The sequence below is a fragment of the Saccharopolyspora elongata genome (assembly GCF_004348985.1).
Classification (GTDB): Bacteria; Actinomycetota; Actinomycetes; order Mycobacteriales; family Pseudonocardiaceae; genus Saccharopolyspora; species Saccharopolyspora elongata.
In genome coordinates this window covers 39,463-63,961 of record NZ_SMKW01000054.1, presented here as the reverse complement: position 1 = coordinate 63,961, position 24,499 = coordinate 39,463, and the positions used below count along the sequence as shown (strand labels likewise).

Below are 24,499 nucleotides of genomic sequence, written 5' to 3'. Positions count from 1 at the left end.
AGGTCATTTCGGCCGCCACCCGGCCCGCCGACCCGAGCCGGGTGGCGGCCGAAATGACCTCGCGAGCTCACCGCTCCGGCTGGTTGCGGTAGAGCTCGGCGTACCGCTGCGCCCGCTGGGCACGGATCGCGGCCTGCGCCTCTTCGCGCACCGCTCTTCCGGTGCCCATCGGGTAACCGTGCTTGGTGAGCCGGTACTCGCTGGTGTGCTCCAGGTACGACAGCGAGTACCAGAGCGCCAGGATGACCCCGCCGAGCACGGACATCGCCCGGATCCAGAACGGACCGGGCAGCAGCAGGAAGAGCAGCCCCGGGGAGATCTGGACCAGGCTGCGGCCGATGTGCCGCAGCACCCAGGTCCGGCACGTGATGTCGTGCAGGACCCACTCCCGGCACTTCGCCGGCAGCCGTCCGCCGAAGGCGTACCAGATCCACTGCACCGGGTTGGGCCGGATTCGTCCGTCAGCGGCCACGTCCCCTCCTTCGCCGAGCGTCCGAGAACAACCTATATGCTAATCATTAGCACGCTAATGATTAGCGTGATAGCGAGCACCCCGGCCGGAAGGAGACCCCGATGAACCAGATCGACCTCGGCGAGGATCCGCTCACCCTCGATCGCCAGGTGTGCTTCGCGCTGTCCGTCGCCTCGCGCAACGTCATCTCCGTCTACCGGCCGCTGCTCGCGCCGCTCGGCCTGACGCACCCGCAGTACCTCGTGATGCTCGCGCTGTGGGAGCAGTCGCCGAGATCGGTGAAGGATCTCTGCGGCGCCCTGCACGCCGACCCCGCGACGTTGTCGCCGCTGCTCAAACGCCTCGAATCGATCGGCTACCTGGAACGGCGCCGCAGCACCGAGGACGAGCGCCTGCTCGCCGTGGAGCTGACCGGGAAGGGCCGGGAACTCCGGGCGGAGGCTGAGAAGATCCCGTATCGCGTGGTCGAGCTCCTCGGCATGGAGGTCGCCGAGCTGGAGCAGCTCAACGAGGCGCTGAGCAAGGTGATCGCGGCGACCCGCCGCGCCCTCGACGCCGGGTGACGCGCTGAGCCGATCGGTCCGGCGGAGGCTGGGCCGAACGGGTTCCAGGGCTTGCACCGGCCGCCCCATTTCGTCGGGAATTCACCAAACCCTCTTCTGGTGTCGGTACTTTCGTGCGCTCGATCGCGCCACGGTCGAGCCCCGGACGACTTCCGCAGGACACCTGGAGGACACCGATGCCCGATATCCCGTTACCCGGCCGGGTCAGCCGCCGCGCCGTGCTGCTCGGCGGCGCCGCCGCGCTCGGTGCGACCGCCCTCGGCGGCTCCGCGCTGGCCAGCGCGCTGTCGCTGCCCGGCGCCGGCACCCGCCGGCTCGCCGACCCGTTCACCCTCGGCGTCGCCTCCGGCGATCCGCTGCCGGACGGGGTCGTGCTGTGGACCCGGCTGGCGCCGGAGCCGACCGCCGACGACGGGCTGGGCGGCATGCCCGACAAGGCCGTGCCCGTGCAGTGGGAGGTCGCCGCGGACGAGCAGTTCAGCAAGATCGTGCAGAGCGGCGAGGCCCAGGCCGCGCCGGAGCTGGGGCACAGCGTGCACGTCGAGCTGGAGGGCCTGCAGCCCGGCGCGGAGTACTTCTACCGGTTCCGCGCCGAGGGCTCGATCTCGCCGGTCGGCCGCACCCGCACCGCGCCTGCGCCGGACGCGCTCGGCGAGCTGACCATGTGCTTCACCTCCTGCGCGCACTTCGGGCAGGGGTACTTCACCGCGTACCGGCGGATGGCCGAGGACGAGCCGGGGCTGATCCTGCACCTCGGCGACTACCAGTACGAGTACGCCGCCAAGGACGGAGACGTGCGGAAGGTGCTCGGCCCGGAGACCCGCACGCTGGCCAACTACCGGCAGCGCCACGCGCAGTACAAGACCGACCCGGACCTGCAGCTCGCGCACGCGACCGCGCCGTGGCTGGTGGTGTTCGACGATCACGAGGTCGAGAACAACTGGGCCGACGAGACCCCGGAGAAGCCCGACGACGGCTTCCTGGACCGGCGCAAGGTCGCCCTCCAGGCGTACTACGAGAACATGCCGCTGCGCACTGGCTCGAAGCCGGGCGGCATCGACATGCGGCTCTACCGGCGGTACGGCTGGGGATCGCTGGTCAACTTCCACATGCTCGACACCCGCCAGTACCGCGACGACCAGGCCTGCGGCGACGGCGTGCAGTCCGGCTGCACCGACCGCGAGGACCCGGACCGGTCGATCACCGGCGCCGAGCAGGAGAAGTGGATCACCGACGGGTTCCGCGACACCACCGCCCGCTGGGACGTGCTGGGCCAGCAGGTGTTCTTCTCCAAGATCGACCTGACGCCCGGCGCCGAAGAGGGCTACAACATGGACGCCTGGGACGGCTACGTGGCCAACCGCGACCGGATCGCCGGCGCGATGGCCGACAGCGCGGTCCGCAACGGCGTCGTGCTCACCGGCGACGTGCACCGGCACTGGGCCGCGGAGATCAAGCGGACCCACGACGACCCCGAGTCGCGCGCCGTCGGCACCGAGTTCATCACGACCTCCGTCACCAGCGGCGGGGACGGCAACGACGACGGCAACGGCGACGTGCTCAAGGAGAACCCGCACGTGAAGTTCTACGCCAACCGGCGCGGCTACGTGCGCACCAAGTTCACCGAGGCGGAGCTGCGCGCCGACTACCGGGTGCTGCCGTACGTGTCGAAGAAGGACGCCCCGGCGGAGACCGCGAAGTCGTTCGTGGTCGAGGACGGCAACCCGGTGCTCAACCCGGCCTGACCCCGGACCGTCCACTGGGGACGGTTTGGTGGAGGCGCCCGGTCGCCCATTGCCCCGTGTGTACTTCGTGCTGCTATAGCGACGCAAAGTACGCACGGGGCGATTTGCGCCGATCGGTTGGCGCGTAGCCGGTCCCGGCCGGTGGCCTCGATGGCACACTTGTCCGGTGCGTGGACTTCGGAAGGGACTCGCTGCGCTGGCCGGGCTCGGGGTCGCGGCGGCGCTGCCCTCGGCATGGGCCCTGACGCGCAGCGCCCACCGCATCAGCACGGTCCAGGACGCGCCCCCGACCGAGTACGCGCTGGTGCTCGGCGCAGGAGTGCGCTGGGACGGCCTGCCGAGCCGGATCCTGCAGGGGCGGCTGAACGTGGCTCGGGAGCTGTTCGAGGCGGGCCGGGTCCGGCGCATCATCGTCAGCGGCAGCCCGGAATCCCGCGGGCACAGCGAACCCGTCGTGATGCGGCACCACCTCGTGTCGCACGGGATTCCCGCCTCCGCGGTGGTGCTGGACGAGTCCGGTGTGGACACCTGGTCGTCCTGCCGGCGGGCGGCCGAGGACTTCGGGCTGCGCGAGGTCACCGTCGTGACCACCCGGTTCCACCTGCGCCGCGCGGTCGCGCTGTGCCGGCGCGCGGGCATCGACGCCCACGGCGTTGGCCACGACGCGGCGGCCGACGGCCTGCGCCGGGTCTCCGCCCGCGGCGCCCGCCGCGAGTTCCTCGCCACCACCAAGGCGTTCTGGTGGCGCCGCTGATCACCACCGGTGATCGGCCGTGACGGTGGGCAAGATTCCGGGCGGTGGGCAACCCGGGCAGAACTTCGGGCGATATCAGCACATCCTTGCCGAATAGGGGTGTGATCACCGTGCTCGCTCGAAGACTCCGCAGCTGGTTGAGCGCGTGCTGCGTGGCGCTGTTATCCATCGGGTTGCTGGCGGCGTTACCGGCCCGCCGCGCGGAAGCCGCCGTGCCATCCGGTTTCGTCCTCCGCAGCCAACCCAGCGGGCAGGCCGCCTTTGACCTGACCGACTTCGCATACCTGCCCGACGGCAGCGTCCTGACCACCGGGAAGAAGGGCACCGTGGCGTGGGTGGCCGCCGACGGGCGCACCAGGACCATCGCCGCCCTGCCCGTCGAACCGGCCCAGGACCTGGGACTGACCGGGCTCGCGGTGGCCGCCGACTACGCCACCTCGCGGCACGTCTACCTGGCCCGCTCGGTCCCCGGCGGCACCGGCGGCTACCTGCTGCGGCTCGCGCGCTGGACCGTCACCGGCGCGCCGGAACCGACCGGCCTCGCCGACGAACAGGTGCTCTTCGAGTTCCGCAGCCCCTATGCGGTGCACGGCATGACCGGGATCGTCGCGGCCGACGACGGCACCCTGTGGGTGTCCGTCGGTGACCTCTCCGACTTCACCCGCACCGACCGGAACGCGTTGCGGGCCATGGACATCGACGCACCCAACGGCAAGGTCCTGCACGTCACCGCCACCGGCGACGGCGTGCCCGGCAACCCGTACTACCAGGCGTCGAACCCCTCGTCGTGGCGCAGCCGGGTGTACGCCAGCGGATTCCGCAGCCCGTTCCGGCTGTCGCTGGACCCCGGCACCGGCACGCCGATCGTCGGCGACGTCGGCTACAACGCCTGGGAGGAGATCGACCTCGTCCGGCCCGGCCAGAACTACAAGTGGCCCTGCTGGGAGGGGAACCACCGGACCCCGGGCTACGACGACCTGCCCGAATGCGCTTCCGCGGTGAACACCCCGCCGCTGTGGGAGTACCACCACGGCGGCGGCGCCGACCAGGGCAACAGCGTCACCGGCGGCATCATCTACCGGGGCGAGAGCTACCCGGAGGCCTACCGCGGCGCGTACTTCTTCGGCGACTACACCACGAAGAAGCTGTGGACGCTGCGCTTCGACGCGCAGGGGAAGCTGGTGCGGGCGCCGGAGAACCCGCCGTTCGGCGGCGACATCGGCGGGCCGGTGAAGTTCGCGGCCGCGCCCAACGGCGACGTCGTCTTCGCCGACATCTACTCCGGCACGCTGCGGCGGCTCAGCTACCCGCAGGGCAACTCCGCGCCGGTGGCCGAGGCCGAGATCAGCACCGATCCGGCGACCCGCACCGTCACCTTCGACGGGTCGAGGTCGCAGGACTTCGACGGCGATCCGCTGACCTACCGCTGGGACTTCGGCGACGGCGCGACCGGCTCCGGCGCGCGCACCAGCCACACCTACCCGGACGGCGACCGGTTCACCGCGCGGCTGACCGTGACCGACCCGCTCGGCGCGTCCGGCAGCGTCGACCTGCTGGTCGCGCCGGCGAACCACTCCCCCCAGCTGGCGCTGACGACGCCCGGCGGGCGGACCTTCGCCGTCGGCGAGACCGTGTCCCTCACCGCGCGGGCCACCGACGCCGAGGACGGCACGACGCCGATCACCTGGACCAGCGCCGAGGTGCACTGCCCGGAGGAGGCGACCTGCCACCGCCACCCGGGGGCCGGCGGCACCGGCGAGTCGTTCCAGGTCGCGTTCACCGATCACCCGGACTCGCGGATGGAGATCACCGCCACCACGACCGACAGCGCCGGGGTGCGCAGCAGCGAGACCTACGCGGCCATGCCCCGCGAACACCTGCTCACGCTGACCAGCAACGTGCCCGCCGTGCTGCAGATCCCCGCGGAGGGCGGGCGGAGCTCGGCGATGGTCACCGAAGGAGCCTCCTTCGACGTGATCGCGGCGGCGACCGCGACCGATGGCGTGGCCACCTTCGCCGGCTGGACCGACGAAGTCAGTGCCCGGTCGCGGGTGCTGACCATGGGCGCCGGCGACCTGACGCTCGCGGCGCGGTACGCCACGCCGATCGACCGGCGGTACGAAGCCGAACCGGAGCTGCGGAACCTGCTCGGGCAGCCCACCGGGCCGGAGATCACCGAGGACGGCATCCGCTACCGCGACTACGAGCGCGGGCGGCTGTACTGGACCGCGCAGACCGGCGTGCACTACGTCTACGGCGGGAACCTCGCGAAGTACCTGCAACTCGGCGGGCACGGCAGGTTCGGCCCGCCGACCACAGATGAACTGTCCACATCGGACGGTGTCGGCCGGTACAACCACTTCGTCGGGGTGACCGCGGGCTTCCCGGCCTCGATCTACTGGAGCCCGGGCACCGGATCGCACGCGGTGTGGGGCGCGATCCGGCAGAACTGGGCGGCGAACGGCTGGGAGCAAGGCCCGCTCGGCTACCCGACCACCGACGAGGTGACCACGCCGGACGGGGTGGGGCGGTACAACCACTTCTCGAAGGCGGGCTCGATCTACTGGTCGCCGGGCTCCGGGGCGCATGCGATCTGGGGCGCGATCCGGGTGACCTGGTCGCAGCTGGGCTGGGAGCTCGGGCCGCTCGGCTACCCGACGACCGACGAGCTCACCACGCCGGACGGGGTGGGGCGCTACAACCACTTCTCCAAGGCGGCGTCGATCTACTGGACGCCGGGCACCGGAGCGCACGAGGTGTACGGCCGGATCCGCGAACGCTGGTCCGCGCTCGGCTGGGAACGCTCGTACCTGGGCTACCCGAAGACCGGGGAGTTCGCGGGCTCCGGCGGTCGCCGCAACGACTTCGAGCACGGCTACGTCGAGTGGCGCGCGGCCATCGACACGACGATCGACCGGAGGTACTGACCCCCTGGACGACGACGATGCCGACCGGGCACCGGGCACCGGGCACCGGGCACCGGGCACCGGGGGGTCCGCAATTTCAATGGAAATCAGAGCTCTGATTTCCATTGAAATTGCGGGAAGAACTACACCATCGGGTTACTGGACGACGATGGTGCCGACCGGGAGGCCCGGGTTGGCCGGCATGTCCAGGGGCGACGGCTTGGCGCCCGCCGCGAGGACGTGGGCGCCGAGGGCCGCGATCATCGCGCCGTTGTCGGTGCACAGGCGGGGGCGCGGCACCCGGAGCGTGATGCCCGCTTCCGCGCAGCGCTGGGCCGCCAGCTCCGACAGGCGGGAGTTCGCCGCCACGCCTCCGGAGATCACCAGCGTGTCCACGTCCAGGTCCCGCGCCGCCCGCACGGCCTTCGCCGTCAGCACGTCCGCCACGGCCTCCTGGAACGACGCGCACACGTCCGCCACCGGGATCTCCCGGCCCTCGCGCTGCTCGGTCTCGACCCAGCGCGCGACCGCCGTCTTCAGCCCGGAGAAGGAGAAGTCGTACTTGGCGTCGCGGGGCCCGGTCAGCCCGCGCGGGAACGCGATGGCCTTCGGGTTGCCCAGCTTGGCCTGCTTATCGATGGGCGGGCCGCCCGGGTACGGCAAGTCGAGGATGCGCGCCACCTTGTCATAGGCCTCGCCCGCGGCGTCGTCGATCGTGGAGCCGATCTCGGTGACCTGCTCCCCGATGCCCTCCACCAGCAGCAGCTGCGTGTGCCCGCCGGAGACGAGCAGCGCCAGGCAGCGCTGCGGCAGCGGCCCGTGTTCGAGGGTGTCGACGGCGACGTGCCCGCCGAGGTGGTTGACGCCGAACAGCGGCACGTCCAACGCGGCCGCGTAGGCCTTGGCCGCCGCGACGCCGACCATCAGCGCGCCGGCCAGGCCCGGCCCGGCCGTCACCGCGATCGCGTCCACATCGGACAGTTCGAGGCCGGATTCGTCGAGCGCGCGGCGCATCGTCGGGGCCATCGCCGCCAGGTGCGCGCGGCTGGCGATCTCCGGCACCACGCCGCCGAAGCGGGCGTGCTCATCGACGCTGGACGCCACCGCGTCGGCCAGCAGCTCGACCGTGCCGTCGGCTGCCAACCGGACCAGGCCCACGCCGGTCTCGTCGCAGGAGCTCTCGATGCCGAGCACCACTCGATCCGCAGTCATTACCCAGCCTCCGCAGTTTCCGCCGGGGGCCGCCGCATGGTGTGCGCGTCCGCCCCGGACGGCTGGTAGTAGCGCTTGCGCATCCCGACGATCTCGAAGCCGTGGTTCTCGTACATCGCGATCGCGGCGTCGTTGTCGGTGCGCACTTCCAGGAACGTCGTCGCCTGCTTCTCGTCGGCCCTGTCCAGCAGCGCGCGCAGCAGCGCCTTGCCCACGCCGCGGCCCTGGTGCGCCGGGTCGACGCCGATGGTGTGCACCTCGGCCTCGGCGTGCGGGGCGCGGCCGACGACGGCGAGCCCGGCGTAGCCGATCAGGCGTTCGTCGAGGTAGGCGCCGACGTAGTAGTGGCCCTGGTCGAGCTCCGCGGCGAAGGCGGGCCAGGACCACGGGTCGTCGCCGGGGAAGAGCACCTGCTCCAGCTCCGCGCAGCGCTTCAGGTCGCTTCGGCGCAGCTTCAGCACCTGCGGCGCGGTGGTGGCGCGGTCGGTCACTTGCCACCCCTGGTCAACACGGACTTCCGCTTGCCCGGCTCTGCGGCGTCCGGCCGCCGCAGGTAGAGCGGCACCAGCGGCGCCGGTTCCCCCTGCAGCGCGGCGCGCGCCGCCGCGACCAGCCCGACCGGCGTCGGGTAGCGCGGCTCGACGACGGCGATGCCCAGCGCCTCGGCCATTTCCCCGGCCGCCGCGGCGAAGCCGTCGGTCGGGACGTCCGCCGGGCGCTGGACGTGCGGCCCGTCGATCCGGGCCCGGGCGGCGTCGTAGGCGGCCCAGTAGACCTCCTTGCGGCGCGCGTCGGTGGCGACCAGCAGGGGGCCTTCGGCGGTGGCCTGCGCGGCGATCGCGTCGAGGCTGCAGACCGGGTGCACGGGGCGGCCGCAGGCCTGGCCGAGCGCCGCGGCGGTGGCCATGCCGACGCGGAGGCCGGTGAACGGGCCCGGCCCGGCGCCGACGACGATCGCGTCGGCGTCGCCGAGTTCGCGTCCGGCCTCGGTCATGACGTCCAGCAGCTGCGGCATGAGGAGTTCGCCGTGCGCACGCGGGTTGACCGTGACGCGCTCGGCGAGGGCGCGCGGCGGACCGTCGTCCAGGGCGACAAGCCCCGCCGTGACCGCGGGGGTCGAGGTGTCCAGCGCAATGACGAGCACGATTACTCAGCGTACGTCAGCCCTGGTCACCGGGGTTACGCGGGGAGCACCGGAGCGGCACCGGCCGGGCGGGCCGTTTCGGCTGTTCATGGGTCGTGCGTGTTTTGGAGTGCTATGGCGGACCAAAGTACTCACGAGCATTGGCCAGGCGAAACAGTGCCATCAGGTGGCGCTCAGCGCCTGGTGCAGCCTGCGGGCCTCCTTGGCGAAGCGGCTCGAACCACCTCGTGCCGCGGCCGCCGCCAGACCTGGCAGCGGGCCACCGGGGCGGACCTGTTCGACCAGCTCCACTCCGAGGGCGAGCAGGTCCGCGAGCGCCGTTCGGGGGCGTGCCCCATCGACCGGCAACAGGCCCTCGATCAGCACCGCGACCACTCCCCACCCAAATTCCACGAGACCGGCTCGCGTCGCGTCGCGCACCGCCTGCACCACACGCCCCAGCACGACCTCGTCGCGCGCCACCAGCTCCACCACTGCATGCGCAACCTCCGCGCCGCGCAGCCCGTCCCGGGCAGTCAGGGTGATCAGCGCGTCCACCACGCCCGCGCGGTCCGCCGGCTCCCGGGCACCGAGCGCGTAGGCCAGCACCGTGGTCATCCCCTCGCCGATCGGGCCGTAGGCGTCGACCAGGCGGCCCAGCACCGTCGTGCTCCCCCGAGCGCCGTCCGCGAAAGCCGCCACCTGGTGCGCTGCGCTGAGATCCCGGTGTGCGGGCACGAGATCCGGGGCGGCGTTCTGCTCGCGGAGGACGGCCGAATACCGGCCGGTCGCCGTGCTGTCGAAGGACTTGCGGACCGGATCCGCCGAGTCCGGGAACGCGACGGTGACGCGCGTGTGGTCTTCGAAGTGCATGCCGCGCCAGTCGTACTTCTTGACCGGCACCACCGCGCGCCGGATCTCGGGCCTGCCGAGCCCGCCTTCGTCGATCCACCGCGCGACCTGCGCGCCCGCCGCCCCGAGCCCCCGCACCCGGTCGGCGATCGCGGCATCCCGGGGCAACCGGAGCATCGCCACGACCAAGTCGTGCTCCCACGGCTCGAAACCCTGCTCCGCCGCCCGCTCCAGCCGCTCCGCCAGCGCTTCGGGCGCGATCAGCCCGGACGCGTCGGTCGGCGTGGACATCAGGAACGGCCGGGGCGCGTACGCGAGCCCGAGCGTGATCTCGTGCAGGCGGCGCAGCGACACGGTGCCGTAGTCCACGCCCCGCGTCACGAGTTCCTCCCAGTCCGCCTCCCCCGGGATCTCGTCGACGCGCGGGATCGGGCTGGTGACATCGCCCTGGCAGTCGCCCGTCGCGGCGCGCAGGACCGCGGTGAACTCGCCGCCCTCCGACGGCGAACCGATCCAATTGCGCTGTTGGCCCCAGTCCGGCAGTCCTGGCGCGTACCACGGGCTTTGCGCCTGCAGCGGGGCGAACGCGCGGCACAGGGCCGCCCGGTCGGTGAACGCGAACTCGACCATCGCGGCGAGGATCCGCTCCCGCTCGGACGGATCTCCTTCGTGCGCATGCTGCGCGAAGGCCGTGACCAGTTCGTCCACCGACGCGATGGGCGGCGGCATCTCGGGGCGCGATGCGGCAACCGGAACCGGCGCGGGTTCCGGCGCGGCCTCCGACGCCCCGAACACCTCGGCCGCACGCGCCCGGAGGTCCTGCGGCAACGCCGCCGCGGCTTCGGCGAGTTCTTCGCGCACGTCCGCATCGAGCTCGTCGGAGTGCTTGAGCACCAGTTTGAGCGCGCGTTCCTGGATGTCGGCCGATTCGTGGCCGAACGCGCCGCCGAGCACCGCCAGCGCATCGGCCCGACCGCGCCGGATCGCCTTGTCCAGCCACGAGAGCTGGGCCCGGACGAGCTTCTTCTCCGGGCGGAAGAACATCGCCCGGCTGACGTCGAGCAGGACGTCGACTTCCAGCCGGTTCGCCTCGTCCAAGCGCTGGAGTTCCCGTTGCGCCATCCCGGCGACCGTCGAGTGGCTGTCGGGCACCAGCGCCGCGTAGTCGCCACCGCGCGGCGCGAGCTCGTCGAGGTCCGGGGAGAGCTTTTCGTGCAAAGCGATCAGGGCCACGACGTCCGCTTGCTTGCCACCGCACTGCAGGCGCGCCAGCAGCCCGTCCAGCAGCACCAGCCGATCGACCTCACCGGCGGCGGCGAGTTCCGCCAGCGCGCTCGGCCAGCTGTCCTGCACCCAGGAGCTCGCGAGCCGCCGCGCCACACCGTCCACTTCGAACAGTCGTGGAATCAGCGCCAGGAAACGCTGATCTCCGCGTATCTCGTCGACGATCGTCGTGGCATCGCGCCCGATCATCTCCGGCCAGTGGTACACGAATCCGTCGCTGTCGGGCAGGGCGTCCCCGGCAATGGCGGTGATGAGATGCCAGTCGTGGCTCGATATCCGCCCGCGCGGGCGGAGCCGTTGCGCGAGCTTCTCGGCGAGCTGCGGCAGCCACGGCACGTCCCGCCGGCGCAGCAGGGCCAGGACGTGGTCGAACGCCGCAGCGCCGTAGGGCCTCAGCACGCGGTTGTGGTCCGGCCGCATCGGCCGGTCGAGGCTGTTGCGGGACAGCCACGGCACGAGCGTCGACATCGGCAGCACGGCCGCGCCGGCAACCGCGAGCATGGCCGGGTACTGCTGCGCCGTGTAGAAGTCCTCCTGCCGCATCGAGCGTTCGAAGTCCATCAGCGGTTTGGCAAGCGCGCGGCTTTCCGCCGGACCGATCTCCCGGAGCGCCCCCGCCAGGACTTCCAGGTCGCCTTGCTCGATGAGTTCCTTCAGGTCGTCCCAGTTCATCCCCGTGCTCCGTTCCGCGCCACGTCCACGGCGAGCGCGTGCTTGCACTTTCCCTGGTACCGCCGAATTCCGCCCACCACCGGCAGGTGCAGCCGCCGTCCCGCACTCGGTGCGCGTGGTCTCCGACGACCACCGTCGCGGTGTCGCCGTCGATGTGCACCGCGCCCGCCTCGACGAGCGCTCTCGCGTTGCGCAGACGGGGATTCATCGCTTCCGCGCCCGTCGCGTCGTAGGGCAGTTCGCGGTGGATCGTTGATGTCCACATTGGTCGTTCCGCGGTCGTGCACCTCGCCGTCCAGGCCGCCGGAGAGGACGTCCAGCCGCGCGTAGACGCCGCAGCACCGGGAGAAGGACTCGAAGCGCAACCGGTCGCCGTTGCAGGTGACGACCGGATCGCGGAAGGCCGGTCGGCCGGTGAGCTCCGGGTACCGGGATCGCGCGACCCGGGCGATCGCCTGGAGCCCGCCGGCGGCGGGCGCGGCATCGGTGAGGAACCCGGTGAAGAACCGGGGATTTCCCGCCGGGCCGGCCAGCGCGGTCCCGCCCGCGGTCTCCAACCCGAGCCGGCCGCCGTCGAGCACCGAGGGCCGCCGGTAGGTCAGCGAGTGCGCCGCATCGCTCATGGCGGCGAAGGGTAACCATGATCACCGACAGGGCGCGGGAGAATGGTTCAGATCCCCGGGTCCCATGAGGAAGGTTGAGATGTTCGGCAAACGCGAAGCGCACCTGTTGGTGCTCAACGATCTCGACGAGGCGCGGGAAGCGGTGCGGCGCGCCGTCCACGACGCGAGCCCCGAGGAACTGCCCGGCCTGCAGCGGGCGCTGCGGATCCTGGACGAGGCCGGTGACGGCGAGCCGCAGGAGATCCGCTGGGCCCGTCAGGTGCTGGCCGACGCGGGCATCGACCCGAGCACCCACGAGATCGCGGCGGTCCGGGAAGTCCGCCGGAAGCTGCCGGGCCTGTCCCTGGCCAGCGCCGCCGACCTGGTCCGCCGGCTCAAGGGCTGACACGGTTCGGGGGCCGTGAACCCGGCAGCGGATTCACGGCCCCCGGAGCGGAACTCGCTACGAGCCCTGGCGGGTGAGCAGATTGCCTTGCGGCGCGGTCATCTCCACGCCCGGGCCGACGATCTGCGTGCCGCGCAGCCAGGTTTCGCGCACCACGCCCGACAGCGGGCGCCCGTGGTACGGCGAAACCGGGTTGCGGTGGTGCAGCTTGCCCACATCGACGACGAACGCGTCGTCCGGCGCGAACACGCAGAGGTCCGCGTCGTTGCCGACCGCGATGGCCCCCTTGCCGCGCACCCCGGCGAGGTCGGCGGGCTTCCGGGACATCCACTGCACGACGTCGGCGAGGCTGTGGCCGCGCACCCGCGCCTGCGTCCACACCGCCGAAAGGCCCAGCTGGAGGCTGGAAACGCCGCCCCAGGCCACGCCGAAGTCACCGATGTCGAAGCGCTTGAGCTCCGGCGTGCACGGCGAGTGGTCGCTGACCACGCAGTCGATGATCCCGTCGGCCAGCCCCTGCCACAGCAGTTCCCGGTTGCGGGCCTCGCGGATCGGCGGGCAGCACTTGAACTGGGTGGCGCCGTCGGGGACCTCCTCGGCGCTGAAGCTCAGGTAGTGCGGGCAGGTCTCGACCGTGACCTTGACGCCGTCGGCGCGCGCGGAGGCGATCATCGGCAGCGCGTCCGACGACGACAGGTGCAGGATGTGCACCCGCGCGCCGATGCGCCGAGCCAGCTCGATGACCTGCGCGATCGCGACGTTCTCGGCGCCGCGCGGGCGGGAGTTCAGGAAGTCGCCGTAGGTCTCGCCGTGCGCCGTGGGGGCGTGCTCGATGGCGTCGGAGTCCTCGGCGTGCACGATCATCAGCCCGTCGTAGCGGGTCAGCTCGCGCAGCGCCTCGTCGAGCTCGGTCGGGTTCAGCGGCGGGAACTCGTCGACCCCGGAGTGCAGCAGGAAGCACTTGAAGCCGAACACGCCGGCCTCGTGCAGCCCGCGCAGCTCGGCGAGGTTGCCATGCACGGCGCCGCCCCAGAAGCCCACGTCGATGTAGGCCTTCTCGCGCGCGGTCTTGCGCTTGACCTCCAGCGCGCCGGTGTCGATCGTCGGCGGCAGGCTGTTCAGTGGCATGTCGAGGATGGTCGTGACGCCGCCGGCCGCCGCGGCGCGGGTGGCGGTGTCGAAGCCCTCCCACTCGGTGCGGCCCGGGTCGTTGACGTGCACGTGGGTGTCGACCAGCCCGGGCAGCAGGACCTCGTCGGCGGCGAGCTCGATGGTGCGGGCGGCTTCGAGCGGGGCGTCCAGCGGCTCGACGGCGGCGATGCGGCCGTCGCGGACGCCGACGCTGCCGGACGTCTCACCGTTCGGGCCGATGAGCCGTCGCGCGCGGAACACGACGTCGAACGCTCCGTTGGCTGCTTCGGGCAACGCGGTTACCTCCTCCTGGCAGTGGTTCAACAAAGTGTTGAACCATGGTGCGGTTCCGGTCAAGGGGATGGAGCGAACGGACCGTTCGCCACTTCTACCGGGGTGAACGGGCCGTCGACCCGGACCTGACCCGCGGTGCGCCGCTCGCGATTCCCATGGTGCGAGCGCCGGGCCGATGCGGCGCGCCGGTCGGTTCGGCGGCACCGTTCGCGAGAAGCACGCCGATCGGCCAGGAGAACGGCGCGGCGCCCGCTGGGCGCGAGCGTTCGCCGCGTTGAACCATGGCTTTCCGTATCGCGAAGTATACTTATCGTTTTCTGGAAAGTTAACGGTACGCGCCGCGCGGTCGTCAAGGGGCGACGCCGGAGCATCGATTCAGCGCGGCCTCCCCGGACGGACCTGAAACTATTTCTTCACGCCGGTCACCGATTCGTATTTTCCCAGGCATTGACATGGGTCCCGGCACGATGTTTGGTATACCGCATCCCAAATCGCCCGGCTCCTCCTCGTCGTTTGGAGACCAGACGTGACACAGACATCGGGAACCCTCACGGACACCGGGACCAGACCGACCCGGGTCCGCTGGAAGATCTTCCTGCTGCTCCTGGCGATCGTGACCATCAACTACGTCGACCGCGGCTCCATCTCGGTGGCGCTGCCGCTGATCAAGAAGGAGTTCGGGCTCTCCGACGAGCTCACCGGCATCCTGCTGGCCGCCTTCTTCTGGACCTACGCCCTGATGCAGCTGCCCAGCGGCTGGCTGATCGACCGCTTCGGCCCGCGCCGGATGGTCGGCAGCTCGTGCATCGCCTGGGGCGCGGCCACCGCGCTCACCGCGACCGCCCCCGGCCCGGGCGCGCTGCTTGGGATGCGAGCCCTGCTCGGCGCCACCGAAGCGCCGGTGATGCCGGCCGGCGGCAAGCTCAACGCCATCTGGATGCCGCTGCGGGAACGCGGCCGCGGCGCGGTCATCCTCGACGCCGGTGCGCCGTTGGGCGCGGGCGTCGGCGGCATCGCGATCTCCTGGCTGATCGCGACGACCGGCGGCTGGCGGCCCGCGTTCATCGTCGCCGGCGCGGTCACCGTGCTGATGGGCGTGTGGGCCTGGTGGTACCTCCGGGACCACCCGCGCAGCCACCCGGGCGTGAACGACGCCGAGGCCACCGACATCGAGACCTCGCACGCCGCCGAGGACCGCGCCGCGGGCGCCGTCGGCGGTCGGCGCCCCCTGCGCCGCTACCTGAAGTTCCGGTCGTTCTGGGCGATGTGCGCCGCGTGGCTGGGCTTCAACGGCGTGTTCTACGGCCTGCTGACCTGGGGGCCGCTGTACCTGTCGGAGTCCAAGGGCTTCGACATCAAGACGATCGGCTGGTCCACCTTCGTCATCTTCGGCGCCGGTTTCGTGGGCGAGCTGATCGGTGGCTGGCTAGCCGACGCCTGGCGGGCCCGCGGCCGCAACGGCAACGTCGTGATGCGCACGCTGCTCGGCGTCGCCGGCGTGGCGGTCGTGCTCGGACTGCTCGGCGTGACGCTGGTGCCCGGCCCGATCGCGGCCGTGACGCTGCTGTCGATCGTGCTGTTCTTCCTGCGCTGGGTCGGCCTCATGTGGAGCGTGCCGTCGCTGCTCGGCGGCCGGGAGAACGCCGGTGCGCTCGGCGGCGCGATGAACCTCAGCGGCAACATCGCGGGCATCCTCACCCCGATGCTGGTGGGCTTCATCGTCGGCGCGACCGGCAGCTACACCTGGGCACTGCTCTACTTCGTCGGCGCGGGATTGATCATGACCGCCGCGGTGCTCACCCTCGACTACACCAAGCGCCTCCCCGCATGACTGCGGTCTCCGGACTCGGCTTGCGCAGCGGTGCAGGTAGCGGAACCTCAGAAGCCTTCTCGACTCCGGGATCCCCGACTTACGTATGACCAATACGCGGCATCGGGGCTGTCCTCGCGAGAAGCCTCCTGAGAACCCGCGGCGGTGCAAGTCGAGCAGGTGGGCTAAGCGGCTGCGCCGCTTGAAAGACAAGACCAAGTCCAAAGCAGTGCTGAAAGGAATGACATGCCACGCATCGGAATGCTGACGCCGTCGTCCAACACCGTGCTGGAACCCGTCACCTACCGGCTGCTGTCCGGCGTCGAGGACGTGAGCGTCCACTTCAGCAGGTTGCCGGTCACCGCGATCTCACTGTCCGACAAGGAGAACAGCCAGTTCTCGCTGGAGCGGATGTCGGCCGCCGCCGAGCTGCTCCGGGACGCCGCCGTGGACGTGGTGGTGTGGAACGGGACCGCGGGCTCGTGGCTCGGGCTCGACTACGACCGGCAGGTCAGCGCCGCGATCTCGGCGGCGTGCGGGGTGCCGGCCACCACGTCGACCCTGGCGCTGCTGGACTCCTTCCGCGCCTTCGGCGTCACACGGCTCGGCCTGGTCACGCCGTACACCGGCGACGTCACCGCGAAGATCGCCGAAACCTACGCCGCGGAAGGCATCGAGGTCGTCAACGACGAGCGGCTCGACATCACCGACAACTTCAGCTTCGGCAACGTCCCCGAACAGCGGTTGGCCTCGATGATCGAAGCAGCCGCCGACGATGTGCACGCCGTGTCGCTGGTGTGCACGAACCTTCGCGGCGCGTTCGTCGCGGCCGAACTGGAGGCGAAGGCCGGAATCCCGGTGCTGGACAGCGTTTCCGCGACGCTGTGGAAGGCGCTGGACGTGCTCGGCGCCGCTGTCCCGATCGACCGCGGCAGCGTGCTGCTTTCGGGCTCGACGCGTGCGGCGCTGAAGCGGATCTGCGCCTCGCTGCGGGAGGCGACCGGCGCCGACCGGACGACGATGCGGCTCGACCTGCCGTCCCAGCGGCTCGGCGTCGACCTCGCCGCGGCGGAGGACACCGGGCCCGGGGTGCGCACGATCCAGCACGACCCGGGCCTGGACCAGCGGAAGCTGAACACCGTGCAGTGGCTGGAAGAACACCGCCGCACGCTGGTGCAGCCGCACTTCCGGGCGGACCCGCAGCCGCCGCAGGCGCTGATCGAGACCTACGGCGTGCAGGCCCAGATGCTCGCGCCGGTCGAGGTCGATGGCGCCATGGCGGGCTGGCTGTCGGTGCACAGCCTCACGGAGCGCGACTGGCGCCCGGCGGACGTCCAGGCCACCGAGACCGCGGCAGCCGAGGTCAGGGCCCTGCTGACGCCGTGAGCCGCCCCGCCTCGTGAGTGGCAATGGCCGCCCTGGCGGCCACCAGCACTCACGACCCGAACCGAACGATTGCGAGGAAAGGCAAATGAGCAAGGACATCCAGATCTGCCTCGGGGTGGACGTCGACGCCGTCGCCGGGTGGCTCGGCTCCTACGGCGGCGAGGACTCGCCCAACGACATCCAGCGCGGCGTGTTCGCCGGCGAGGTCGGCACGCCCCGGATGCTGAAGCTCTTCGAGCGCTACGAGATCCCCACGACCTGGTTCATCCCCGGTCACTCCATCGAGACCTTCCCGGACCAGGTGCGGGCGGTGGTCGACGCCGGGCACGAGATCGGCGCGCACGGCTACTCGCACGAGAACCCCGTGCAGATGACCGAACAGCAGGAACGCGACGTGCTGCTGAAGTGCATCGAGCTGGTGGAGAAGGCCAGCGGCCGCCGCCCGCGCGGCTACGTCGCGCCGTGGTGGGAGATGTCCGAGTACACCGCCGCGCTGCTGATGGAGAACGGCTTCAGCTACGACCACAGCCAGAACTACAACGACTTCCACCCGTTCTACGCGCGGGTCGGCGACTCCTGGACGAAGATCGACTTCGCCGGTCCCGCCGAATCGTGGATGAAGCCGCTGCAGCACGGCCACGAGGTGGACCTGGTGGAGTTCTGCGGCAACTGGTACGTCGACGACCTGCCGCCGATGCTGTTCAACAAGCACGCGGCGAACTCGCACGGCTTCGTCAGCCCGCGCGACGTCGAGCAGCTGTGGCGGGACCAGTTCGAGTGGGTGTACCGCGAGTTCGACTACGGCGTCTTCCCGGTCACCCTGCACCCGGACGTCTCCGGGCGGCCTCAGGTGCTGCTGATGCTGGAACGGCTCATCGACTACTGGCGTTCCCTGGACGGGGTCCGCTTCGTCACCTTCGAAGAGGCCGCGGCCGACTTCCGCAACCGCTACCCGTTCGCCGAACCCGGCCGGCCGTCCCCCGCCGGCCCGTGACGGGTGGGGCGCAGTTCAATTGAAACTGCGCCCCACCACTCCGGCGGGTTGGCAGTTTCAATTGAAACTGCGGATCTCGTCCGGGGATGCGACTGACTACGCTTTGGGGCGAGTGTTGAGGGGAAGGAGCGGACGTGGCCCAGCCGGTCCCGTTGGGTTCCCGCGACCGGCCGCTGCGCGACCAGGTCTGCGAGGAGATCCGCAACCGCATCATCGACGGCCGGTTCGCGCCGGGCGACCGGATCGTCGAGCGCGAGCTCGCCGCGGAGCTGGCTGTTTCGCGGGTGCCGGTGCGCGAAGCGCTGCGCACGCTGCGGGTCGAGGGGTTCGTCGAAGACGTCGCGCGGCGCGGCGTCATCGTGCGACGCCTAGAGCGCCGCGACGTCGAGGAGCTCTTCGACGTGCGCGAAGCGCTGGAGAGCCTGGCGTGCCGGCTGGCGGCTAGCAAGGCCGACGCGCGCGGCCTGCGGGCGCTGCAGCGGCACCTCGCCCGGGCGGACAAGGCGTTGCAGGGCGGCGACCTGCAGGCGGTGGGCAAGGCGAACGGGGACTTCCACGACGAGATCGTGCGGCTGGCGGACCACCACCTGCTGGCGGGCATGCTGGACCCGCTCCAGGGCCGCCTGCACTGGCTATTCCGGCAGGTCGACGACCCCGAAGAGCTGTGCCTGGAGCACACGAACCTCTACGAGGCGATCGCCTCCGGCGACCCGGCCCGGGCGTCGGCCGAAGCGATCCGCCACATCCACCACAACAGGGACACGGCCCTCCGCCTCCTCTTCGACGCCTGACGCCGAGCCAGGGGCCGTGCTCCGCCGAGGACCGAAGTCCTCCCAATTTTAGGCAAAATCGGGAGGTTCTCAACGCTGCGGTGCGGCGACGGCGGTTCCCAATTTTAGGCAAAATCGGAAACCTCACCTGGCACGGTGCCGGGTGGGGTTTCCGATTTTAGGCAAAATTGGGGGCGTTCTGCCGCGGGGCCGTTCCTACAGGTGGTTCTGGGCGAGGCGTTCGCCGAGGTCGACCAGGAGCGTCGCCGCTTCGCGGATGCAGCGCTGCGGGTCCGGCTCGATGTCGGTCAGCGCGTACGCCGCTTCGACGCCCGCTTCGCGGAGGCGCTCCGGCGTCAGGTCGCAGCGTCCCGCGATCGCCACCACCGGCACGCCCGCTTCGCGGGCTCGGGCGGCGACTCCGGCCGGGCCCTTGCCGTGCAGGGTCTGCTCGTCGATGGCGCCCTCGCCGATGATCACCAGGCCCGCGCCCTCGAGCTGCCGGTCGAAGTCGATCAGCTCCAGGATCACGTCCACGCCCGGCCGCATCCGCGCGCCCAGCACCGCGAGCGCGCCGTAGCCGACGCCGCCGGCCGCCCCGGCACCCGGCTGCTCGGCGACGTCGCGGCCGCCCGCGGCCAGTACCGCGCGCGACCAGTTGCCCAGCGCCTCGTCCAGGAAGCGGACCTGTTCCGGGTCCGCGCCCTTCTGCGGCCCGTACACGTGCGCCGCACCGCGCTCGCCGAGCAGCGGGTTGTCCACATCGGACGCGAGGATGAATTCGGTTTCGGCCAGCCGGGGGTCCAGGCCAGAAAGGTCCACTGTGGCCACTCGGCTCAGTGGTCCACCGCCTGGGGGCAACGGGTTATCCGCAGCGTCCAAGACCCGCGCCCCCAGGACGGTGAGCATTCCGGCGCCGCCGTCGGTGCTCGCACTGCCACCAACGCCGAGCACCACGGTCCGCGCTCCCGCGTCCAAAGCCATCAGGATCGCCTCGCCGGTGCCCTCACTGGAGGCCGCCAGCGGGGCGAGCTCTTCCGGGTCGAGCAGTGCCAGCCCCGAAGCCGAGGCCAGCTCGACCACGGCGGTGTCGCCGCTGATCGCGATCTCGGTGTCCACCGGCTCGCCGACCGGGCCCGCGACCCGCACCGGAATCGGCGCGTATCCGCTGGCCAGCGCGGCCTGCACGGTGCCGTCCCCGCCGTCGGCCACCGGCGCCAAGCGCACCTGCGCGTCGGGTCGGGCCCGGCGCAGCCCGGCGGCCACCGCCTCGGCGACTTGCGGCGCCGTCAGCGAGCCCTTGAACTTGTCCGGCGCGATGAGGACGGGTCCTGGCACAACCAACTCCGATCGCTAGGGCGGCATCCTCCGCCGGGACGCCCGGCACGAACCCGGCGGAGGACACCAAGGGGTCTTACGGATATTCCACCCGAGGACCCCGTCCGTGGGAAATGCGGGGCACGCTCGCCGACCACGCCACCGCGCGTCGCCGGCGAGCGCACCTCGCGCAGGGCCGCCCTGAAGCCCCGCCTGGGGTGCGGGAGTGTGTGACAGGACCAACCGACACGGTTCCCGTACGCGTCGGCCAGCCTCCGCACCCCGAGGACCATTACGCGTTGGGCACCGGCTCCGGCTCGATCATGGCGTCGATGCGGATGCCCCGGGCCGTGTTGGCCTCCCGCTCGATCATCACCTCGACCAGGACCGGGCGGCTGGTGGCGACAGCCTCCTTGCGGGCCCACTCGATGGTCTCGACCAGGTCACCGGGCTCGAACACCCGGCGGCCGGAGCAGCCGTAGGCCTCCATGATCTTGACGTTGTCGGTGCCGTACTCGTCGTAGTGGATGTCCACCTCGGTCTTCATGCCGAACGCGTCGCCCTCGGCCTGGCGGATCAGGCCCAGGTACTCGTTGTTCAGCATGATGATCACGAACGGGACGTTGTACTGGGCGGCCACCGCCAGCTCCTCGACCAGGAACTGGAAGCCGTAGTCACCGACCACCGCGACGACCTCGGCGTCCGGCTCGGCGGACTTCACGCCGATCGCCGCCGGGATCTCCCAGCCGAGCGGACCGGCCTGGCCGCACACCTGGTAGTGCCGCGGCAGGTGCGCGGTCTGGAACTGCCCGCCCCAGATCTGGTACAGGCCGATCGCGGTGACGAAGTACGCCTCCGGCGGGAAGATCTGGTTGATCTCCCGGTACACCCGCGGCGCCTTGATCGGCACGGTGTCGTAGTCGTCCGGCCGGGTAAGGGTCTGCTTGAGCACGCCGACCCGGGAGACCCACTCGGAGTAGTCCTTCTTGGCGTTGCGCTTGCGCGCGGCCTCGATCAGCGCGTCCAGGAACAGCCGGGTGTCCGAGACGATGCCCAGGTCCGGCCCGAAGACCTTGCCGATCTGGGTGGGCTCGATGTCGACGTGGATGAACTTGCGCTCACCGCGGTAGGTGTCCAGGGCACCGGTGTGCCGGTCGCCGAAGCGGGCGCCCAGCGCCAGCACCAGGTCGGCCTCCAGGAACGACTGGTTGCCGTAGCGCTGGCTGGTCTGGATACCGGTCATGCCGGCGAACAGCTCGTGGTCCTCCGGGAAGGATCCCTTGCCCATCAGCGTGATCTGCACCGGGACGCCGAGCAGCTCGGCCAGTTCGCGGACCTGCTCGTGGGCGTCCCCGAGGATGACACCGCCACCGGCGAGGATCAGCGGCCGGTCGGCCTCCAGCAGCAGGTCCAGGGCGCGCTCGACCCGCGGCAGGTGCGGCTCGACGGCCGGGATCGGCAGCGGGGCGTCCAGCGCCGGGTCCCACTCGATCTCCTGCTTCTGCACGTCCAGCGGCAGGTCGATCAGCACCGGGCCGGGGCGGCCGGACCGCGCGACGCGGAACGCCTCGCGGAAGATCCACGGCGCCTGCGCGGCCTCCTTGACCTGCACCGCCCACTTCGTCACGGGCTTGGCGATGTCGACGATGTCGACCGCCTGGAACGCCTCCTGGTGCAGCTTGGTGGACACCGCCTGGCCGGTGATGCACAGGATCGGGATCGAGTCCGCCTGCGCGGTGTAGAGGCCGGTGATCATGTTGGTGCCAGCCGGGCCGGAGGTGCCGATGGCGACCCCGACGTTGCCGTTGGTGCGTGCCCAGCCGTCGGCCATGTGGGTCGCGCCCTCTTCGTGGCGGACGATCAGGTGCTTGATGCCGCTGTCCTCCATCGCCGCGTACAGCGGGAGGATCGCCGCACCGGGGCAACCGAAGGTGATGTCGACGCCCTCGGACTTCAGCACGTCGACGACGGCCTGCATGACAGGAACTTTGGGCATGGTGTAAGACTTCCTCTCGGGTGCCGCGCTTTCGACGCGCACCTTGTTGGGAACGGGTCAGTGGTTTTGGTTGCTTGGCGGCGCTGGAACCGCTGACCCGTGACCGTCTTGCTTCGAGATCGCCCGGCCGGGCGAGTTCTTCCGCAATTTCAATGGAAATCGAACCTCTGATTTCCATTGAAATTGCGGACCTGAGGAGTGGGGTGGCGGTGTCGCGCGGGCCGTGGCCGCAGGAGACGAGGAACTACCCGCGCGACACCGCGGTCTCAGTCGCGACCGTTGAGCTGCGTGATCTGCTTGAGCAGACCGGAGTGGTCGAGCTTGCCGTCGCCCTGCGCGACGGCCGCGGCGACGAGCTGACTCACCAGCGAACCGATCGGGATCGACAGGCCCGCGTCGCGCGCGGCGGCCTGCACGATGCCCATGTCCTTGTGGTGCAGTTCGAGCCGGAAGCCCGGGGCGAACTCGCGGTTGCGCATCTTCGCGCCCTTGGCGTCGAGCACGGTGCTACCGGCGAGCCCGCCGCCGAGCACCTTCAGCCCCGCCTCGGTGTCGACGCCGTGCGCCTCTAGGAACACCAGGGCCTCGGCTACCAGCCCGATGTTGCCCGCGACGATGAGCTGGTTGGCCGCCTTCACGGTCTGCCCGGCTCCGGCGGGTCCAACGTGGACGATCGTGGTGCCGACCGCGCCCAGCGCGGCTTCGGCCGCGGCGAAGGCGTCCGCCTCGCCGCCGACCATGATCGACAGCGTGCCGTCGATCGCCTTCGGCTCGCCGCCACTGACCGGCGCGTCGATCGCCTGCACGCCCTTCTCGGCGGCGGCTTCGGCGACGCGGCGCGACACGTCGGGGCGGATCGTGCTGCAGTCGATGAGCAGTGCGCCCTGCTTGGCGTTGGCCAGCACGCCGTCCTCGCCGAGCACGACGGCCTCGACGTCCGGCGAGTCCGGCAGCATGGTGAAGATGATCTCGGCGTCGCGGACGGCCTCGGCCACGCTCCCCGCCGCCTTGCCCCCGTCGGCGACCAGCTGGTCGATCTTGGCCTGGCTGCGGTTGTAGCCGGTGACCTCGTGGCCGGCCTTGACCAGGTTGGCCGCCATCGGGCCGCCCATGATGCCCAGCCCGATGAATCCGACCTTGCTCATGGTTGTGGTACCTCCGTGGTTGTCGCCGCTCGTGAGCGCGCTGGTTCCGGTAAGAACCGGAAACGATCGTTCACGAGCGCTCAGCGCTTGATCCAGCCGAAGCTGTCGGCGCTGGCGCCGCTCGGCTTGTACTCCAGTCCGATGTGGCCGGTGTAGCCCGCCGCGCCGAGCTTGTCGAAGTAGTGCTCGAAGTCGATCTCGCCGGTGCCCGGCTCGTTGCGGCCCGGCGCGTCGGCGATCTGCACGTGCCCGATGGCGTTCGCGTGCTGGTCGATCACCGCGTTCGAGTCGTCGCCGTTGACCGTCAGGTGGTAGAGGTCGAACAGCAGCCGCAGGTTGTCGACGCCTTGGGCGTGCACGCGGTCGATCACCGCGAGCGCGTCGGCGGCGGTCTTCAGCGGGTACGCGGGCGTGCCGCTGACCGGCTCGATCAGCACCACACCGCCGATGCGCTCGGTGCCCTTCGCCGCGCGCACCAGGCTCTCGACGGCCACGTCGTCCTGCGCCGCCGCCTCGACCCCGTCGATCCGGTTGCCGTACAGGGCGTTGAAGGCCCGGCAGCCCAGCCGCTCGCCGATGCCGACCGCGACGTCGACGTTGTCGGCGAATTCGCCGGCGCGGTCCGGGTTCGACAGCACGCCGCGATCCCCCGCGGGCATGTCACCGGCGAAGAAGTTCAGGCCCACCAGCGAAACCCCGGCGTCGGAGATCGCCTGGACGAACCGGTCCACCTCGCGGTCGGTGGGCACCGCGACCGGGAACGGCCACCAGAACTCCACCTTGTCGAATCCGGCGGCCTTCGCAGCGGCGGGACGGTCCAGCACGTCCAGTTCGGTGAACAGGATCGAGAGGTTGACGTCGTAGCGGTTCGGATTCATCGGCACCCCCTCGGGAGAAGTTTCGTTATGCGGAAGTCTTATTTCGTACAACGATAGATTAGCGACAAGGGAGTCGGCGGTCAACGCCCCACCTCGGGTTACCCACCGGTCACCCACAGCCGCCCCACCAGCGCAGAAGCCGCGGAGAGCCAGTCCTGCGCGGCGGTCCCACCTGGGCGGATACGGT

General features: G+C 70.9%; 20 protein-coding genes. 9 read left to right on the top strand and 11 right to left on the bottom strand.

What is annotated here, in order from left to right; all coding sequences use genetic code 11:
* Positions 1-67 precede the first annotated feature (67 nt).
* A complete protein-coding gene (locus E1288_RS31530; RefSeq protein ID WP_132491718.1) occupies positions 68-472 on the bottom strand; it encodes a DUF5313 family protein in 405 nt (134 codons plus the stop codon).
* 101 nt (positions 473-573) lie between these two features.
* Here E1288_RS31530 and E1288_RS31525 point away from each other — a divergent pair, with 101 nt between their 5' ends.
* The 4 genes from E1288_RS31525 (at position 574) to E1288_RS31510 (ending at position 6,461) form a co-directional block, all read left to right on the top strand.
* Positions 574-1,035 (top strand): MarR family winged helix-turn-helix transcriptional regulator, encoded by a 462-nt coding sequence (locus E1288_RS31525; protein WP_132491716.1) that lies wholly within the window; start codon positions 574-576, stop codon positions 1,033-1,035.
* A 176-nt stretch (positions 1,036-1,211) separates the two neighbouring features.
* A complete protein-coding gene (locus E1288_RS31520) occupies positions 1,212-2,780 on the top strand; it encodes an alkaline phosphatase D family protein (RefSeq protein WP_132491714.1) in 1,569 nt (522 codons plus the stop codon).
* Between the two features lie 166 nt (positions 2,781-2,946).
* Entirely contained in the window at positions 2,947-3,534 is a 588-nt protein-coding gene (locus tag E1288_RS31515; protein ID WP_165968355.1) for a SanA/YdcF family protein, read from the top strand.
* 152 nt (positions 3,535-3,686) lie between these two features.
* A complete protein-coding gene (locus tag E1288_RS31510; protein ID WP_165968354.1) occupies positions 3,687-6,461 on the top strand; it encodes a PQQ-dependent sugar dehydrogenase in 2,775 nt (924 codons plus the stop codon).
* 135 nt (positions 6,462-6,596) lie between these two features.
* Here E1288_RS31510 and tsaD read toward each other — a convergent pair whose 3' ends face one another.
* The 5 genes from tsaD to E1288_RS49125 form a co-directional block, all read right to left on the bottom strand.
* On the bottom strand, positions 6,597-7,652 hold the full coding sequence (tsaD, locus tag E1288_RS31505; protein ID WP_132491710.1) for a tRNA (adenosine(37)-N6)-threonylcarbamoyltransferase complex transferase subunit TsaD: 1,056 nt from the start codon (positions 7,650-7,652) through the stop codon (positions 6,597-6,599).
* Positions 7,652-8,143 (bottom strand): ribosomal protein S18-alanine N-acetyltransferase, encoded by a 492-nt coding sequence (gene rimI, locus E1288_RS31500; RefSeq protein WP_132491708.1) that lies wholly within the window; start codon positions 8,141-8,143, stop codon positions 7,652-7,654. The genes tsaD and rimI overlap by 1 nt, the downstream gene beginning before the upstream one ends.
* Entirely contained in the window at positions 8,140-8,796 is a 657-nt protein-coding gene (gene tsaB, locus E1288_RS31495; RefSeq protein ID WP_132491706.1) for a tRNA (adenosine(37)-N6)-threonylcarbamoyltransferase complex dimerization subunit type 1 TsaB, read from the bottom strand. Before tsaB ends, rimI begins: the two co-directional genes overlap by 4 nt.
* 162 nt (positions 8,797-8,958) lie before the next feature.
* Positions 8,959-11,583, bottom strand: coding sequence for a DUF6493 family protein (locus E1288_RS31490; RefSeq protein ID WP_132491704.1), 2,625 nt, complete (start codon positions 11,581-11,583; stop codon positions 8,959-8,961).
* A complete protein-coding gene (locus tag E1288_RS49125; RefSeq protein WP_235883928.1) occupies positions 11,580-12,206 on the bottom strand; it encodes a hypothetical protein in 627 nt (208 codons plus the stop codon). The genes E1288_RS31490 and E1288_RS49125 overlap by 4 nt, the downstream gene beginning before the upstream one ends.
* Positions 12,207-12,285: 79 nt before the next feature.
* Here E1288_RS49125 and E1288_RS31480 point away from each other — a divergent pair, with 79 nt between their 5' ends.
* Entirely contained in the window at positions 12,286-12,591 is a 306-nt protein-coding gene (locus E1288_RS31480; protein ID WP_132491702.1) for a hypothetical protein, read from the top strand.
* Positions 12,592-12,648: 57 nt separating this feature from the next.
* On the opposite strand, the gene allB is transcribed toward E1288_RS31480, so the two are convergent.
* Positions 12,649-14,016: an allantoinase AllB gene (gene allB, locus E1288_RS31475; RefSeq protein WP_132491700.1), complete on the bottom strand. Its 1,368-nt coding sequence runs from the start codon at positions 14,014-14,016 to the stop codon at positions 12,649-12,651.
* A 526-nt stretch (positions 14,017-14,542) separates the two neighbouring features.
* On the opposite strand from allB, the gene E1288_RS31470 reads away from it, so the two are divergent.
* The 4 genes from E1288_RS31470 (at position 14,543) to E1288_RS31455 (ending at position 18,997) form a co-directional block, all read left to right on the top strand.
* Entirely contained in the window at positions 14,543-15,847 is a 1,305-nt protein-coding gene (locus E1288_RS31470) for an MFS transporter (RefSeq protein ID WP_132491698.1), read from the top strand.
* 225 nt (positions 15,848-16,072) lie between these two features.
* A complete protein-coding gene (locus E1288_RS31465; protein WP_132491696.1) occupies positions 16,073-17,212 on the top strand; it encodes an aspartate racemase/maleate isomerase family protein in 1,140 nt (379 codons plus the stop codon).
* 85 nt (positions 17,213-17,297) lie between these two features.
* Positions 17,298-18,206: a polysaccharide deacetylase family protein gene (locus E1288_RS31460; protein WP_132491694.1), complete on the top strand. Its 909-nt coding sequence runs from the start codon at positions 17,298-17,300 to the stop codon at positions 18,204-18,206.
* A 134-nt stretch (positions 18,207-18,340) separates the two neighbouring features.
* Positions 18,341-18,997 carry a GntR family transcriptional regulator gene (locus E1288_RS31455; RefSeq protein WP_235883927.1) on the top strand — a complete coding sequence of 219 codons (657 nt, stop codon included), beginning with the start codon at positions 18,341-18,343 and terminating at the stop codon, positions 18,995-18,997.
* 195 nt (positions 18,998-19,192) lie between these two features.
* On the opposite strand, the gene E1288_RS31450 is transcribed toward E1288_RS31455, so the two are convergent.
* From E1288_RS31450 to E1288_RS31435, 4 genes are all read right to left on the bottom strand, one after another.
* Positions 19,193-20,320: a glycerate kinase gene (locus E1288_RS31450; RefSeq protein WP_132491692.1), complete on the bottom strand. Its 1,128-nt coding sequence runs from the start codon at positions 20,318-20,320 to the stop codon at positions 19,193-19,195.
* A gap of 265 nt (positions 20,321-20,585) precedes the next feature.
* On the bottom strand, positions 20,586-22,289 hold the full coding sequence (gcl, locus tag E1288_RS31445) for a glyoxylate carboligase (protein ID WP_132491690.1): 1,704 nt from the start codon (positions 22,287-22,289) through the stop codon (positions 20,586-20,588).
* Between the two features lie 266 nt (positions 22,290-22,555).
* The gene (locus E1288_RS31440; RefSeq protein ID WP_268951933.1) at positions 22,556-23,518 is read right to left on the bottom strand and encodes a 2-hydroxy-3-oxopropionate reductase; all 963 of its coding nucleotides are present in this window, start codon (positions 23,516-23,518) and stop codon (positions 22,556-22,558) included.
* Positions 23,515-24,312 (bottom strand): hydroxypyruvate isomerase family protein, encoded by a 798-nt coding sequence (locus tag E1288_RS31435; RefSeq protein WP_132491686.1) that lies wholly within the window; start codon positions 24,310-24,312, stop codon positions 23,515-23,517. Before E1288_RS31435 ends, E1288_RS31440 begins: the two co-directional genes overlap by 4 nt.
* Positions 24,313-24,499: the final 187 nt, after the last annotated feature.

Bases quoted from the DNA above. Each gene is read 5' to 3' on its own strand.
- E1288_RS31525 (WP_132491716.1), top strand. From the start codon at position 574: ATGAACCAGATCGACCTCGGCGAGGATCCGCTCACCCTCGATCGCCAG.
- E1288_RS31520 (WP_132491714.1), top strand. From the start codon at position 1,212: ATGCCCGATATCCCGTTACCCGGCCGGGTCAGCCGCCGCGCCGTGCTG.
- tsaD (WP_132491710.1), bottom strand. From the start codon at position 7,652: ATGACTGCGGATCGAGTGGTGCTCGGCATCGAGAGCTCCTGCGACGAG.
- E1288_RS31490 (WP_132491704.1), bottom strand. From the start codon at position 11,583: ATGAACTGGGACGACCTGAAGGAACTCATCGAGCAAGGCGACCTGGAA.
- E1288_RS49125 (WP_235883928.1), bottom strand. From the start codon at position 12,206: ATGAGCGATGCGGCGCACTCGCTGACCTACCGGCGGCCCTCGGTGCTC.
- E1288_RS31480 (WP_132491702.1), top strand. From the start codon at position 12,286: ATGTTCGGCAAACGCGAAGCGCACCTGTTGGTGCTCAACGATCTCGAC.
- E1288_RS31465 (WP_132491696.1), top strand. From the start codon at position 16,073: ATGCCACGCATCGGAATGCTGACGCCGTCGTCCAACACCGTGCTGGAA.
- E1288_RS31460 (WP_132491694.1), top strand. From the start codon at position 17,298: ATGAGCAAGGACATCCAGATCTGCCTCGGGGTGGACGTCGACGCCGTC.
- gcl (WP_132491690.1), bottom strand. From the start codon at position 22,289: ATGCCCAAAGTTCCTGTCATGCAGGCCGTCGTCGACGTGCTGAAGTCC.
- E1288_RS31435 (WP_132491686.1), bottom strand. From the start codon at position 24,312: ATGAATCCGAACCGCTACGACGTCAACCTCTCGATCCTGTTCACCGAA.